The 13,831-nt window shown below is 40.3% G+C and carries 17 protein-coding genes; 5 read left to right on the top strand and 12 right to left on the bottom strand.

Features of this window, described 5'->3' with window-relative positions:
- Position 1 precedes the first annotated feature (1 nt).
- The 11 genes from flgJ to PP2015_RS04580 all read right to left on the bottom strand — a co-directional run bounded on the left by flgJ (position 2) and on the right by PP2015_RS04580 (position 9,462).
- Positions 2-982 (bottom strand): flagellar assembly peptidoglycan hydrolase FlgJ, encoded by a 981-nt coding sequence (flgJ, locus tag PP2015_RS04630; RefSeq protein ID WP_058031540.1) that lies wholly within the window; start codon positions 980-982, stop codon positions 2-4.
- Positions 983-1,085: 103 nt separating this feature from the next.
- Positions 1,086-2,180: a flagellar basal body P-ring protein FlgI gene (locus tag PP2015_RS04625; protein WP_058029159.1), complete on the bottom strand. Its 1,095-nt coding sequence runs from the start codon at positions 2,178-2,180 to the stop codon at positions 1,086-1,088.
- 9 nt (positions 2,181-2,189) lie between these two features.
- Positions 2,190-2,873: a flagellar basal body L-ring protein FlgH gene (gene flgH, locus PP2015_RS04620; protein ID WP_058029158.1), complete on the bottom strand. Its 684-nt coding sequence runs from the start codon at positions 2,871-2,873 to the stop codon at positions 2,190-2,192.
- 14 nt (positions 2,874-2,887) lie between these two features.
- The gene (gene flgG / locus PP2015_RS04615; RefSeq protein ID WP_058029157.1) at positions 2,888-3,676 is read right to left on the bottom strand and encodes a flagellar basal-body rod protein FlgG; all 789 of its coding nucleotides are present in this window, start codon (positions 3,674-3,676) and stop codon (positions 2,888-2,890) included.
- A gap of 17 nt (positions 3,677-3,693) precedes the next feature.
- Positions 3,694-4,458, bottom strand: coding sequence for a flagellar basal body rod protein FlgF (locus PP2015_RS04610; protein WP_058029156.1), 765 nt, complete (start codon positions 4,456-4,458; stop codon positions 3,694-3,696).
- Positions 4,459-4,580: 122 nt separating this feature from the next.
- Positions 4,581-5,924, bottom strand: a complete 1,344-nt coding sequence (gene flgE / locus PP2015_RS04605; protein ID WP_058029155.1) for a flagellar hook protein FlgE — start codon at positions 5,922-5,924, stop codon at positions 4,581-4,583.
- 42 nt (positions 5,925-5,966) lie between these two features.
- Entirely contained in the window at positions 5,967-6,650 is a 684-nt protein-coding gene (locus tag PP2015_RS04600; protein ID WP_058029154.1) for a flagellar hook assembly protein FlgD, read from the bottom strand.
- Between the two features lie 14 nt (positions 6,651-6,664).
- On the bottom strand, positions 6,665-7,099 hold the full coding sequence (gene flgC, locus PP2015_RS04595; RefSeq protein WP_058029153.1) for a flagellar basal body rod protein FlgC: 435 nt from the start codon (positions 7,097-7,099) through the stop codon (positions 6,665-6,667).
- A 2-nt stretch (positions 7,100-7,101) separates the two neighbouring features.
- A complete protein-coding gene (gene flgB / locus PP2015_RS04590) occupies positions 7,102-7,512 on the bottom strand; it encodes a flagellar basal body rod protein FlgB (RefSeq protein ID WP_058029152.1) in 411 nt (136 codons plus the stop codon).
- Positions 7,513-7,678: 166 nt separating this feature from the next.
- Positions 7,679-8,512, bottom strand: coding sequence for a CheR family methyltransferase (locus PP2015_RS04585; protein ID WP_058029151.1), 834 nt, complete (start codon positions 8,510-8,512; stop codon positions 7,679-7,681).
- 17 nt (positions 8,513-8,529) lie between these two features.
- Positions 8,530-9,462: a chemotaxis protein CheV gene (locus tag PP2015_RS04580; protein WP_058029150.1), complete on the bottom strand. Its 933-nt coding sequence runs from the start codon at positions 9,460-9,462 to the stop codon at positions 8,530-8,532.
- Between the two features lie 140 nt (positions 9,463-9,602).
- Between PP2015_RS04580 and flgA the strand changes: the two genes are divergently transcribed.
- The 3 genes from flgA (at position 9,603) to flgN (ending at position 11,122) form a co-directional block, all read left to right on the top strand.
- On the top strand, positions 9,603-10,310 hold the full coding sequence (flgA, locus tag PP2015_RS04575; protein ID WP_058031539.1) for a flagellar basal body P-ring formation chaperone FlgA: 708 nt from the start codon (positions 9,603-9,605) through the stop codon (positions 10,308-10,310).
- 67 nt (positions 10,311-10,377) lie between these two features.
- Positions 10,378-10,701: a flagellar biosynthesis anti-sigma factor FlgM gene (gene flgM, locus PP2015_RS04570; RefSeq protein WP_058029149.1), complete on the top strand. Its 324-nt coding sequence runs from the start codon at positions 10,378-10,380 to the stop codon at positions 10,699-10,701.
- A complete protein-coding gene (flgN, locus tag PP2015_RS04565; RefSeq protein WP_058029148.1) occupies positions 10,694-11,122 on the top strand; it encodes a flagellar export chaperone FlgN in 429 nt (142 codons plus the stop codon). The genes flgM and flgN overlap by 8 nt, the downstream gene beginning before the upstream one ends.
- Positions 11,123-11,151: 29 nt before the next feature.
- Here flgN and PP2015_RS04560 read toward each other — a convergent pair whose 3' ends face one another.
- Positions 11,152-11,619 carry an LPP20 family lipoprotein gene (locus PP2015_RS04560; protein ID WP_058029147.1) on the bottom strand — a complete coding sequence of 156 codons (468 nt, stop codon included), beginning with the start codon at positions 11,617-11,619 and terminating at the stop codon, positions 11,152-11,154.
- Positions 11,620-11,731: 112 nt separating this feature from the next.
- Here PP2015_RS04560 and PP2015_RS04555 point away from each other — a divergent pair, with 112 nt between their 5' ends.
- Both PP2015_RS04555 and PP2015_RS04550 read left to right on the top strand, forming a co-directional pair.
- Positions 11,732-12,919: a flagellar assembly protein T N-terminal domain-containing protein gene (locus PP2015_RS04555; RefSeq protein ID WP_058029146.1), complete on the top strand. Its 1,188-nt coding sequence runs from the start codon at positions 11,732-11,734 to the stop codon at positions 12,917-12,919.
- Between the two features lie 131 nt (positions 12,920-13,050).
- Positions 13,051-13,776, top strand: a complete 726-nt coding sequence (locus PP2015_RS04550) for a glutathione peroxidase (RefSeq protein WP_058029145.1) — start codon at positions 13,051-13,053, stop codon at positions 13,774-13,776.
- Positions 13,777-13,831: the final 55 nt, after the last annotated feature.

Raw genomic sequence — 13,831 nt, 5'->3', positions numbered from 1 at the left:
CTTAGTTAACTCCTTGACGTACTAGCGACGTTAACATTTGTTTAAATTCTCCTCGCTGTAAGACATTTTTTATTTTTTCTGCGTAATTCGGATCTGTGGCATAGCCAGCTTGCTGTAGTTCATCTAAGTACTTTTCAGGCTTATCAGCATTATTCAATGCTTGGCTATAACGCGGATTGCTTTGAAGAAAATTCACATAATCATTAATACTGTCTTTTATTGATTCATAAGCTCTGAAGCTGGCTTGTTTTTGTACAGGCAAGCCTTTCTCAAACTCTAATGTCATTTTTTTGGCATGCTCTCCCTGCCAAGATCTATCCGCTTTGATATTAAATAAGTTAAGGCTGCTACTGCCATCTTGCTTAGCAATAACATGCTTACCCCAGCCTGTTTCGAGCGCTGCTTGCGCAATCATTACCGCTGGGTTCAAACCAATTTTCTGTGCTGCTGTTTTAGCGTGTTCCCACATCTCACTGATAAATGACTCCGGAGAATCAAAGCGAGGTTGTTCATCGGCTTTTACTGCTTTAGCAACCTCCGGCGCTATTTCAGGCTGACGACGAATAAATTCAGGAAGTTGCTCAGGTGTGGGTTTTTGCATAGGTAACTGTGCATCATTACGAAGAACGGATGACGGCTTATAACCTTCAACATTAGGTGAAAGCTGTTTAACAATGAGATCGGCTAATCCAAGACTACCTTTTTTTGATAACTCTAAAGAAAGCTGTTGATCATGCATCTCCTGAAAGAACTTCACACCACTTGAATTAAATGGGCTGTTTTTATCTTCCATTGCTTCATTGGCTTTACGCATACTTTTCATCAGCATTTGCGTAAAAATAGATTCAAACTGCTCAGCTGCTTTTTTTAGTGCTTCATTCGATGCTTGTTGATCGCCACCGCTTTTCAACGCATCTTGTCTAAGTGCATTTAGATCACCTAAATCAAAGAAGTTTTGTTTTTCTAACGGATTGGTATTCATACTCATCAATTACACTAAATTAGTCATACACTAACAAAGCAATAATCGAGCCAAAAAAAAGCCTCGCAATTGCGAGGCTAAGTATCTGATTATAAATAAAACACTAAATGACGACTAATTGACCATTAATAGCACCGGCTTCTTTCAGTGCTTCTAGGATCGCCATTAAATCCCCTGGCGCAGCACCTACTTCATTAATCGCTCTGACCAAATCATCAAGGCTTACACCTGGATTAAAAACAAATGCTCTTGAGTCATCTTGATTAACATCGACGATACTTTGGCGGGTTACAACCGTTTCGCCATTTGCTAAAGGTTGTGGCTGAGATACCATTTGATCTTCAGAAATCGTCACTGTTAAGCCACCATGGGTAATGGCAGCTGGTTGTAATTTAACATTTTTACCAATCACAATCGTGCCTGTACGTGAATTGACGATAATCTTGGCTGAAGTATCTGCCGGTTTGAACTCTAAATTCTCAAGTGTCGATAAATAAGCAACGCGCTGTGAAGGGTCACGAGGCGCAATTACACGAACAGACGCAGCATCCATTGGCTTTGCACTATTAGGTCCGACCAAGTCATTAATGGTGTCAGCCAAACGTTTTGCTGTTGTAAAGTCAGGACGATTAAGGTTAAAAGTAATAAAGTCACCCTGTGTAAAAGGGCTTGCAACCGCTCGCTCAACTGTCGCCCCATTTGGAACTCGGCCAACAGTAGGTGTATTGATAACAACTCTACTTCCGTCTAGCCCTTCAGCGCCTAGACCACCCACAATTAAACTACCTTGTGCAATGGCATACACATTACCGTCGACCCCTTTAAGGAAAGTTTGCAGTAAGGTGCCCCCTCTCAGGCTGCCTGCGCTGCCTATTGACGACACTGTAATGTCAATATTCTGGCCTGGCTTCACAAATGGTGGTAACTCAGCATGCACGGCCACTGCCGCCACATTTTTAATTTTTGGCTTCAAGCTGTCAGGCAAAGTGATACCGAAGCCACTTAACATGGCTTTAAAGCTTTGCTCTGTGAAGCGAGATTGCTCACCTGTACCTGGTAAACCAACTACTAAACCATAGCCCACCAATTGGTTAGAGCGAACACCTTCAACCATGCTGACATCTTTAATTCGCTCAGCTTGCGCTGCTTGGCTTATTACTAATAGTAAAGCCACTGTCATTACTTTAAACATTTTCATCATGGTTCCTTAAAATGGCATCAAGGTACTTAAGAAAAACTTAGCTAACCAACCCGCACTTTGTGCTTCTTGACCATCACCTTTACCTGAGTATTGAATTCGCGCATTGGCAATACGATTCGACTCAACCGTATTATCTGATTTAACATCCGCAGCACGAATAATCCCCTCTATTCGCATAAACTCTTCACCCGTGTTTAAAGTTAGCCACTTTTCACCACGTACGACTAAGTTACCATTCGGTAGCACTCGCATTACATTCACCGAGATATTACCAAATAAACTATTCGATTGGTTTGCTTGGCTGTCGCCTGAGAAAGAGTTACTGGAGTTCATGCCAAACTGGAGGCTTTGACTGCCAATATTTACGTTTGCTCCACCAAGTCCTACTACTGGATCTAATGATGCTGCAGTTGATTTTCCTGTTGTTGTATTAGCGGCTTTTGTTGCAGACGTTGTCTCTCTAAGTACGACTGTCAAAATATCGCCAACACGTAATGCCTTTTTATCACCATATAAATCATTTGATAAATTTGGGTTAAAAAGAGAACCTGTTGCTACAATTTGCTCAGCTTGTTGCTCTGGATAAATAGGCGCATAGTAAGGATCGTCTTTCACGACATTTTTGTTTTGTGTAGACACACACCCAGTTAAAAATAACGAGCCTAAAATGATTAAACCTACAATACGCATAGTAGCCTCCAGAGTTATAATTGTTGGTTAATGTAGCTCAGCATCTCGTCTACTTTTGAGATAACCTTTGAGTTCATTTCATAAACACGTTGAGTTTCAATAAGGTTCACCAACTCTTCGGTTACATTAACGTTTGATGTTTCGAGCGCACCTTGCACAATAGAACCTAATCCATCAACACTCGGGTTACCCTGAACAGGCGCACCACTTACTGCTGTCTCTGTGTACAGGTTTTGCCCGATTGGTTCTAAACCTGACGGATTAATAAAGTCACTAATCACTAACTGACCAATAACGACATTTTCTGCTTGACCTGCAATGGTTACTGACACTTCACCATCTTGCGAAATACTGATAGATTTCGCATCATCTGGTACATTCATTTCTGGTTGTACAGGAAAACCGGCGCCTGAAGTAACAATTCGGCCATTTTCATCTGTAGTAAATTGACCATTACGGGAGTAAGCAACAGTGCCATCTGGCATTTGAATTTCGAAGAAGCCAGGACCTTGAATCATCCAATCCAGTGAATTTTCGGTGCTTTGCATATTACCTTGAGAAAAGTTCTTTTGGTTAGCAACTACTTTTGCACCTGCACCTAACATCAAGCCTGACGGCAGTTCAGTATCTTGTGAAGAACGGCCACCCGGCTGATTGATATTTTGATAAAGCAGATCTTCAAAAATCGCGCGGCTCTTTTTGTAACCAACGGTACTGGCGTTGGCGAGGTTATTCGAGATAACCGAAATATCAGTTTGCTGGGCATCTAGGCCTGTTTTACTGATCCATAATGCTGGGTTCATAACTTATACCTCACTCATCATACTATACGAAGAAGAGTGACATGCTTTTCATCCATCTCTTCTGCTTTTTTCATTAACTTCATTTGCATTTCAAATTGACGTTGATGGTTAATCATGTCTGTCATTTCATGCACAGGGTTGACATTAGACATCTCCAACATGCCACTCATTACTCGAGCTGTAGGGGATATATCGCAGAAACCACAAAAGCCATCTTCTAATGCCTCTTCTTTAGGACGAAATAAGCCATCATTGCCTTTTTGCAGTTTACTATTGTCAGCCTCGATAATTTTAAGCCTATCAACCACTTCTAAAAAATTCGCTGGTGCGCCCTGAGGACGGACTTGGATAGAACCGTCGTCACTGAACACAACCTTATCAACCGGTACAGGTAAAATTATTGGACCACCTTCGCCAATTACTTGACGGCCATGGCTTGTTACTAATGACCCATCCGTTTTGATATTTAAGGTACCAACTTTGGTGTACGCTTCTTCACCAGAAGCATCTAGCACACTGATCCAAGACTTCTGGTCTACCGCTATGTCTAGGTCTCTGCCTGTTTCAACAACAGCCCCCATAGTCATATTGGTGCCTGGGCGCTCTTGCATTGCAAACACTCGTGTTGGTAAACCTTCCCCAAACGCTTGCATTGAACGTGCTTGAGCAAAGTCAGCTTTAAAGCCTGTGGTATTGGCATTGGCTAGGTTATTCGCTTTTAATGCCACACCGCGCAAACTTTGTTTGGCGCCCGACATTGCGATATACAGCATTTTATCCATTACATTGGCCTAAAAATTAATCTTAAACCTAATAAAGCAATAAAAGTGCCAACCTAATTTTGACATTTAAAAAAGAAAAGAAAGGCCGCTGTTGCGGCCTTGATGAAAGAGGGGTTAAGTGATTATCGGATCTGTAGAATGTTCTGTTGTAGTGTCGAGTTAACTTCTAAGGCACGAGAGTTAGCCTGGAAGTTACGTTGAGCACTAATCAAATCTACTAACTCATTTGTAAGGTTAACGTTTGATTGCTCTAAAGCGGATGAGTTAATTGTACCTAATGTACCTGAGCCTGGTTCACCTGCGATTGGTTCACCAGAGGTTAAACTCTTCTTCCAAGCTGTACCACCAACCTGAGACAAACCTTGTGAGTTTGAGAAACGAACCATGGCAACTTGACCAAGGAAAGAGGTATCACCATTTGAATATGATGCAACCACTTTACCATCTGTACCAATATCAATACCTGCTAATCGACCTACTGTTGCACCATCTTGCTCTAACGCTTTAACTTCAAATCGGCTTGCATACTGTGTCGGTAACTTATTTGCGGTGTTACCCTCATCACTCCAGTTCACTGTAATATCATTTGGGAACTGGGCACCATTTGTTAGTCGAAGTGACAGACCTGTGGATCCACTCGATGCAATATTAATATCAGGGAATGTTGTCTCTGGGGCTGTTACATCTGGTAAACCTGCCGCTGTAAATTGCAGTGTGTCGATTGGTGTATGTGCACCTGTAGATGTTTCACCACCATTGATATCAATGGGGATTTCATCCATTGTTGCATACACTTGCCAAGAGTTATTTGCAACAGCAGGGTCTTGTTTTACAAAGAAGAACTGTACAACATGTGGCTCACCTAACGAATCATAAATGGTCGTTGATGTTGATGAGTTATAACTTGTGCTGTCACCTGGATCAAACGTTGTAGTTGATGGTGCGCTTGCTCTCGAGTCTAAGTTCATTGAACTATAAATGTTTGACGTGTGACGAGGCGAACCAGATGCGTCAGGAATTTGAATTGGAGAAGCAGTACTCAGGCTCAGTGATGTTGTATTACCTGTGCCTGGGTCAACGGGAAAGCCTTGTAGGTAATTACCTGCGGCATCTGTTACGAAGTTATCTTTATTAAGCTTAAACGCACCTGCACGCGTATAGGTATAGTCTTGCGAAGCAATGTCTTCACTCATCGCAAAATAACCTTCACCCGTGATTGCTAAATCTAAAGAATTTTGCGTAAATTTAAGCGAGCCTTGGTGGAACTGCTGAGCAACCATGGTCGTTTGAGCACCGTCGCCATTTTTAGTTTTACCAGAGCTAAATACAGACGATGCATATACATCTGCAAATTCTGCACGAGACTCTTTGAAACCCGTCGTGTTAACGTTAGCAATGTTATTTGCTGTGACATCTAAGTCTTTTTGTGCCGCAGCCAATCCTGTTAATGCAATATTGAAACTCATGTTTTCACCTCTTTCACTTAAATTTACTTAAGTACTTAAAATCTATGCTATTTCAGCGACGTCTGACAATTTCACTGCGCCAGCACTTGTGTTTACTATGATGCCATTCGCACCATTTACGTTAACACTGTCAATATTTTTAAATGTCGCCATAGGTAGGCTTGTATATTCGCCATTCAAGCTACCTTCGGCTTTTATTTCGTAATTTCCTGCAGGCATGGTTTCACCATCACCGTTTTTACCATCCCACTCGAACCGGATGGCTCCAGCGGCTTGTGCACCCATGTCTATTTGTCGAACAAGCTGTCCCGAATCGTCATAAATACTGACTGTTAACTTTTCTACGGGACTTTGCGCAATAATCGAGCCTTTCGCTAATTGGTCATCACCAAAGTCTATTGAATCAGACTCTAAAAGGGCTTTTTTGCCGACTAAAGTAGACGCTTGTAATGCAGAATTCGAGGTCATGGACGCTGACAACATGTCAAATTTTTCGTTCAAGCCTGAGATACCCTCAGCCATCGTAAAATTCGTCATCTGCGAAATCATTTGGTCATTATCAGCAGGTTTACTCGGGTCTTGATAAGACAATTGCTGAGTAAGTAACGAAAAGAAATCCTCTTGCGTCAATGCGTCGTTTTTCTTATCGCTCTGCGTTGTTTTATTTTGCTCAGACCAACGTAACGAATCCATATATGAAGATGCGGCATTAATATCGTTACTCATCGGCTATACTCCCACTAGCGCTGACCAAGTAATAAAGTTTTGCTGAGCATTTGCTTGGCTGCATCAGCTACTTGGACATTGGTTTGGTACGAACGTGAAGCAGAGATCATGTTTGCCATTTCTTCTACTACATTCACATTTGGTTTATAGATGTACCCGTCTTTGTCAGCACTAGGGTGATTTGGGTTGTACTCAACCTGTAATGGCTTATCACTCTCTACTATGCCTAACACTTTTACTCCTACCGATGCATTAAGCTGACTAGGATCATGTGCTTCAGACGCTTTAGTCAGTTCCGCTGCAAATACAGGATGTCGCGCTCGATAAACTTTATCTTGGCTAGAACTGATACTGTTGGCGTTTGAAATATTACTCGCAGTGGTATTCAGTCGAATATTCTGAGCACTCATGCCCGAGCCTGCTATATCAAATACATTATATAAGCTCATGATTATGCTCCTTGACTACCAAGGGCTTTTTTTAGCCCTTTAAACTTGCCAGTTAAAAATTGCAAACTTGCCTGATACTCTAATGCGTTTTGTACATACAAGTTTCGTTCCACCTGTATATCTACGGAGTTACCATCACCTGTATCTGCTTGATTTGGATTGCGAAATAACTCAACACTGTTATTAAGCTGACTACCACCATGTAGGTGCTTGCTATCCGTTCTTTGCATCATATTGCCACGTTGCTGAGAAGATTTTGCCGCTTTAAATGCCTGTGCAAAGTCGATATCTTTCGCTTTGTAACCTGGTGTGTCTGCGTTAGCTATATTGCTTGCTAACATCTCTGCACGTTGTGAACGTATCAACATAGTATGTTGATGAACGCCAAGTGCTTTATCAAAACTAATTGCCATGACACGACTCCAAAAATTTGACTCTACAAAGACAAAGCAATAAGTAGGCCAAAATAAAGTCTTTAAATTTCAAAGGCTTGTTTTAGTTAAAGCGAAGAAAATGGTTTTTTTAGGACTTAAAAGAAGAAGTGAAAAAGCGGCAAATAGGTTTGCCGCTTAAAAAATATTACGTTTTTTTGCGGTATATAATGCCGGGGTTACATCGGATCATTTCGAACTCATCACTAAGACCCGCCATGGATTCAGACGCCCCTAAGAATAGATACCCTCTTGGGTTTAGCGCTTGCGCAAACTGCGAGATTATCTTTGCTTTCACCTCTGGAGAAAAGTAAATTAATACATTACGACAAAAAATAACGTCAAATTTACCCATAAGCGAATAGGAATCTAGTAAGTTAAGGTGTCTAAAGTTAACCATTCTTTTAATTGGGTCAACGACCCTAGCCATACCGTTGCCACTGTCTTGAAAAAACTTCTGACGACGCTCAACAGATAAACCCCTTGCTAAAGCCAAAGAGTCATACTCAGCGTTTTTACACATATCAAGCATCGTATTTGATATGTCTGTGCCAACAATTTGCACCCCCATCTTCATTGCACCAGGGTTTTGAGATTGGTACTCAGAAGTCGCCATTGCAATAGAGTATGGCTCTTGCCCTGAAGAGCTTGCCGCTGACCAAATTTTCAGCCCTCTTCGGGTATCTTTCAATTCAGGGTATATTTTACTTTTCAACAACTCAAATGGATATGTATCTCTAAACCAGAGAGTTTCATTTGTTGTCATTGCATCAACAACAGCTGCTCTAAGTTGTCGTTCATGAGGACTCAAAGTCTTAGCAACAAGTGCAGATAAAGAATCAACTCCAAACCGAGCCATCAACGGAGCTAAACGGCTTTTAACCAAGTAAAGCTTATTGTCTCCTAGAACAATACCGCACTGCTGCTCTAAGAAAGTTCTAAACTGGTCATATTCGCCTTGTTGAAGGTTTTTATTTTCCAAGATACTACCGCCGTTATCTAATCACAATGAACCCATTTTTTAACCGCTGTTGCTAATTCATCAGGGTTAAACTTTGCAATAAAATCATCAGCGCCTACTTTCTCAATCATGGCCTGATTAAATACACCACTTAGAGAAGTGTGCAAAATTACATGTAAAGGAGCTAATTTAGGATCTGCCTTAATTTCAGCAGTTAATGTATAGCCATCCATTTCAGGCATTTCTACATCTGAAATAAGCAAACCAACACGCTCTGTGATGTCATTTTGACAATCTACTTCAGCAATTTCTTTTAGCCTAATCAAGGCTTCTTTACCATTTTTGGCAAGCTCAGTTTGCACGCCCAGAGGCTCTAATGCTCGTTTAACTTGATTTCGAGCAACTGCGGAGTCATCGGCAATAAATACTATTCGCTCACCGAGATCTTTTTGCATTTCACCATCAGACACGATGTCTTCGCTTACTTCTGTATTCACAGGACAAATCTCGTTTAAAATCTTTTCAACGTCTAAAATTTCAACAAGTTCGTTTTCTATTTCTGTAACCGCTGTTAAGTAAGAGTATCTACCCGCACCATCTGGTGGCGGCATGATTTTCTCCCAGTTCATGTTAACGATTCTTTCAACTGCACCTACTAAAAAGCCCTGAACAGAACGGTTGTATTCAGCAATGATAATAAAACAGTCTTTAATATTCTCGATAGGTGGACCACCCACAGCCAAAGACATGTCGATAACTGAAATAGTTTGACCACGAATGTGAGCAACACCACGAATGTAAGAGTTAGACTTCGGCATACTAGTGAGCGGTGGGCATTGAAGTACTTCTCTAACTTTAAATACATTGATGCCAAATCTTTGACGACCTCTCAGTCGAAAAAGTAGCAACTCTAGGCGGTTTTGCCCAACCAACTGAGTTCGTTGGTTTACAGAGTCTAAAACACCTGCCATTTCAATCTCCTACATATCGGTCATCTTGGTAATATCATACGCTTTTCAAAATACTAATCAAAGAAGCACCTTGAAGGAATATGGTATTTCACGCAAAATCTTTATACCTTGTTTCTCCAGATAAGCATAGTCGAAACATCATGAGTTTGTTAAAAAAAACCAAATCATATGAGATTTTTTGTGCAATGGCTTGTTTTATAGCCAGCCATATGAGTCAAGCACAAGTATATACAAATACCAATCTTGAAGCTGGAGCTGAAGAATTTATTACCCTGCAGGTTGAACTCAACCCCGATATAAAAACAACGATCAAAGCATTACCACTAGATGCTAGGTTATCAGAAAGAATTTGCGAAAAACCTTTATCATATTCTACAAATGCGACTGCGCCGTTTAACCGACAAGTAACAGTTCAAGTAAAATGTGAGGACCTATCTGGCTGGACTCAATTTGTTCATGTGAGAATTGAAGAGCTTCACCCAGTGATCGTGACAACCCAATTAATAAATAAAGGAGAATTATTAACCAAAGATTCAATCAGCATTGAATACAAGCCAAAGCATTTTGTAAGGGCCAGTAATTTAAATACAGAGCAGTTGCTAATTGGCAGTAGAAGTAAAAGAGTATTAAGAGTCGGCACAGCTATTGGACTTCACCATATTTGTATGGTTTGCAAGGGCGACAATGTCACCATCTACGCTAAAACGCGCACTTTAACGATAAAAACCACAGGTATTGCACTACAAGATGGAAACATAGGTGAGCAAATAAGGGTTAAAAATCAGAAGTCTGGAAAAACTATCTCAGCCAGAGTAAAAGATGTAGAATCTGTTGAGGTTAATATTTAATTTTTTTGCTAAAGTTATAAGCTAGAAGGCCGATAGAAAGGCATGATTAATTTTAGGGTCAATTATCATGGTTAATAATGTAAAAGGGCAATCTCAGCCCAACAGTTCGCTTAATAATATTAAGCAACAAAAAGCCGAATTACAAAAAGCGGATGCTAATCAAGCTCAGATTTCAGCTAAAGCCCCTCAAAAGGCAGCTACTGACTCTGTCAGCTTAACACCACAAGCACAGCAACTTAAAAGTTTGCAAGAAAAAGCACAACAGCAGCCTGCTTTTGACAGTAAAAAGGTTGAAGAGCTTAAAAAAGCAATCAGCGAAGGCAAATACCAAGTAGATGCTGAAAAGTTAGCTAAGAACATTGCCGCATTCGAGTTTGATGTATATGGATGATCAGATAAACCTTTGTCATCATAAATTAGAAAACCAAATTCAGCATCTAAACACTTTGACCCAGATTTTAGATGCTGAGTTAGAATGTCTTGCCAGTAAAAGAGGCGATGGCTTAAAAGACATAGCTCGAGAAAAGCTGACTTTACTCAACACAATTCAAAAACTCGATAAAGAAATTTCAGGTTTTAGCAAAGAGATTTTTAAAACTGAGCAAATCGAGCCTTTAACCAGCACCATTAATGCCTTACTTTTGAAGTGTCAGAAGCAAAATGACGTGAATGCACAAGCTGCACATCAAGCTCAACTTGCAGTGCGAGAATTGAAAGACATAATCATAGGAGCTCCTACATCTATCACTTACGGTCAAGATGGTGGTGTTGTAAGCGCAAACTCTGAATTAGTTAAAAACCTTAAAGCCTAGCCCCTATAAACTCACTCATTTGAGATTTATTAGTAGTATATTACGCGCTTAACTTTCCTAGGCTTTATTGCGCTGATATAAAGTTCATGCACTTTTTTCATGTCTAATTCTAATTCTGTCGCGTAAGTATCACCAACGGCGTAAGTTTTTACGATTTTAGCGCCTTTTATTAACCCACCTACTTGACTCGACAATCCGTCTGATTGCGCAATTGCCCCTTTAACTGTCATCGTTGAAGTGAGCTTTTGTCCATGCACTTGCTCTGCAAGCTCTCTATAAGCCTCAAGTTTAGATACTTTAATTGCCATCAGCATCTTTTGCGAATCAGTTTCTCCAGGCTGACTACTCAAAGGTGCGTACCCTACTGCACGTAAGACTGGATAATAATCGGGCTCCTCATAAGCATACTCAATATGTTTATCGAACACTGAACTACAACCAGAAAGTAACACTGAACATGCCACCAATGATGAATAAAAAACGTTTTTCGTTTTCATAATAAACGCACCTATCTAAAACCTAATTTCAAGATGCATTTTTTACGCCAACAAAGCTGGTACACCTATTGCTATTTAAAATTATTGAGCAAATTACCTTGAGATCTTGAAGATGAAACATTTTCTGATAATTGCATTGATCATTTTCAGCATGCAATCCAAAGCAGAATGGTTTGAAGTAGTCGGTTATGGTGGCATTGTAGATGGTGACACTACTTCTGCAAGACAAATGGCTGTTAAAGATGCCATCACACAGGCTTTAATATTCTCTGGCGCAACGGTATCTAGTGTACAAACCGTTGCCGACGGCGTACTCGAGCAAGATGAGCTGAAAATTAAAACTCATGGCCAGATACAGCATGTGAACTTAATCAATGAGCAACAGCAAGGGGAACAATATTCAGTTACCCTGCATCTGGACATTATTCCTCAGCAATCACAATGCGTTGAGTCAAAGTTTAATAAACAAATAACCATCACCCAAAGTCAGTTAACACATCCAGAGCAAGCCCGACTAGGTCAAATTTTTGACATGCCAGAAGCCAGCTCACAACGCTTATTCAATACATTAAATGAACGTAATACGGGTGTTAAGATGATCCCGTACATTGACCGCAAATTAGATGTTAGGGCTTTTTTTGCTCAACAATTCGACTACAACTCACATTTAATAGATACACTAAGTCGAAATAGTAACAGCCAATATGTTTTACTAAGTCAAATCACTGATATTTCTCAAGGAAGAAAAATGAACAATGATTATGCATTTTGGGAAAGAGAAGCCTATATGCGTAACTTTAAAATTGACTTTGCGCTATTTGACTCACAGACAAACGATCAAGTCTGGTCGCAGCATTATAGTGCCGAGGGTATTTGGCCACATAAAAAAACTAAGATTGTGAATGTAAATAGTGAAGAGTTTTGGCGAACCGATTATGGTCAAAAAATTCAAACTATCTTCAATAAGGTTAGCCAAGATTTAGACTCTGCCGTAAGCTGTCTCACAACTAGCGGAAAAATATTAATGATAGACTCAGATAGAGTAGTAATTAATTTAGGAAAGAGTCATGGCCTTGAATCAGGACAACTCCTCTCTATACTTCATAGAAGTAACTTGACTGCAGCTAACGGTATGCAATTCGCACATCATATCCAAACCATTGAGCAGGTTGTGGTAGAGCAAGTGAATGCTCAGAGCGCTATTGCAAGAAACATAAGCGCTAGGCCTTTAAGCAATATACAGCTTAATGATGTTATTAAAGTGGTTGTAAAAGAGCCAGAGTTATTTACTTTAGAGTAGCTGCATAAACTCGTAAATCAGACTACAAAATAAGGGCAATCTAGTTTTTAGATTGCCCTTATTTGTTTTAATTACTTTAATCTAAATAGACTTTATAGATAATAAACACATTCAACTATGAGGAAAACAATATGCTAGAAAATCGTGAAGGACAGACTATACCCTCAGTTTCATTTCCTGTAAGAGTTGGTAATGAGTGGCAGACTGTCACTACAGAACAACTTTTCAAAGGTAAAACTGTCGTTGTATTTTCTTTGCCTGGTGCATTTACCCCAACCTGTTCATCGACACACTTACCGCGTTACAACGAGCTTGCAGGCGCATTCAAAGCAAATGGAGTGGATGACATTATTTGTTTATCTGTGAACGATACATTTGTCATGAACGCATGGGCACAAGATCAAGAAGCGGATAATATTACTCTACTCCCAGATGGCAACGGAGAGTTTACTGCGGGTATGAGTATGCTTGTCGATAAAGCTGATTTAGGCTTTGGTAAACGCAGTTGGCGTTACTCAATGCTAGTGAAGGACGGCATCATAGATAAAATGTTTATCGAGCCTGATGTACCTGGCGACCCCTTCGAAGTGTCTGATGCTGATACAATGCTTGATTACATTAATCCCGAATGTCAGAAGCCTCAGCCAGTTAGCCTATTTACCAAACCGGGGTGTAGTTATTGTGAGAAAGCTAAAGCACATCTTGTGAGCAAAGGCATACAGTTTGAAGAAATTGTTCTAGGCCGCGATGCTAGCTTAACGAGCTTAAAAGCGATTTCAGGCAAAGAAACTGTGCCACAAGCATTTATAGCAGGAAAGTATATTGGTGACTCAGAAGCCATTCTGTCGCACTTCTGATTTATAAGTATATCTAAGATAACAAGGAAGTTATTTTACTGGAAAAATGCTTAAA

The sequence above is a fragment of the Pseudoalteromonas phenolica genome (assembly GCF_001444405.1).
GTDB classification, from domain to species: Bacteria; Pseudomonadota; Gammaproteobacteria; order Enterobacterales; family Alteromonadaceae; genus Pseudoalteromonas; species Pseudoalteromonas phenolica.
This window is presented reverse-complemented; position numbering and strand designations above follow the sequence as displayed.

Coding starts and splice junctions, on each gene's coding strand:
- flgJ (WP_058031540.1), bottom strand. CDS start 982: ATGAATACCAATCCGTTAGAAAAACAAAACTTCTTTGATTTAGGTGAT.
- PP2015_RS04625 (WP_058029159.1), bottom strand. CDS start 2,180: ATGAAAATGTTTAAAGTAATGACAGTGGCTTTACTATTAGTAATAAGC.
- flgH (WP_058029158.1), bottom strand. CDS start 2,873: ATGCGTATTGTAGGTTTAATCATTTTAGGCTCGTTATTTTTAACTGGG.
- flgG (WP_058029157.1), bottom strand. CDS start 3,676: ATGAACCCAGCATTATGGATCAGTAAAACAGGCCTAGATGCCCAGCAA.
- PP2015_RS04610 (WP_058029156.1), bottom strand. CDS start 4,458: ATGGATAAAATGCTGTATATCGCAATGTCGGGCGCCAAACAAAGTTTG.
- flgE (WP_058029155.1), bottom strand. CDS start 5,924: ATGAGTTTCAATATTGCATTAACAGGATTGGCTGCGGCACAAAAAGAC.
- PP2015_RS04600 (WP_058029154.1), bottom strand. CDS start 6,650: ATGAGTAACGATATTAATGCCGCATCTTCATATATGGATTCGTTACGT.
- flgC (WP_058029153.1), bottom strand. CDS start 7,099: ATGAGCTTATATAATGTATTTGATATAGCAGGCTCGGGCATGAGTGCT.
- flgB (WP_058029152.1), bottom strand. CDS start 7,512: ATGGCAATTAGTTTTGATAAAGCACTTGGCGTTCATCAACATACTATG.
- PP2015_RS04580 (WP_058029150.1), bottom strand. CDS start 9,462: ATGGCAGGTGTTTTAGACTCTGTAAACCAACGAACTCAGTTGGTTGGG.
- flgA (WP_058031539.1), top strand. CDS start 9,603: ATGAGTTTGTTAAAAAAAACCAAATCATATGAGATTTTTTGTGCAATG.
- flgM (WP_058029149.1), top strand. CDS start 10,378: ATGGTTAATAATGTAAAAGGGCAATCTCAGCCCAACAGTTCGCTTAAT.
- flgN (WP_058029148.1), top strand. CDS start 10,694: ATGGATGATCAGATAAACCTTTGTCATCATAAATTAGAAAACCAAATT.
- PP2015_RS04560 (WP_058029147.1), bottom strand. CDS start 11,619: ATGAAAACGAAAAACGTTTTTTATTCATCATTGGTGGCATGTTCAGTG.
- PP2015_RS04555 (WP_058029146.1), top strand. CDS start 11,732: ATGAAACATTTTCTGATAATTGCATTGATCATTTTCAGCATGCAATCC.
- PP2015_RS04550 (WP_058029145.1), top strand. CDS start 13,051: ATGCTAGAAAATCGTGAAGGACAGACTATACCCTCAGTTTCATTTCCT.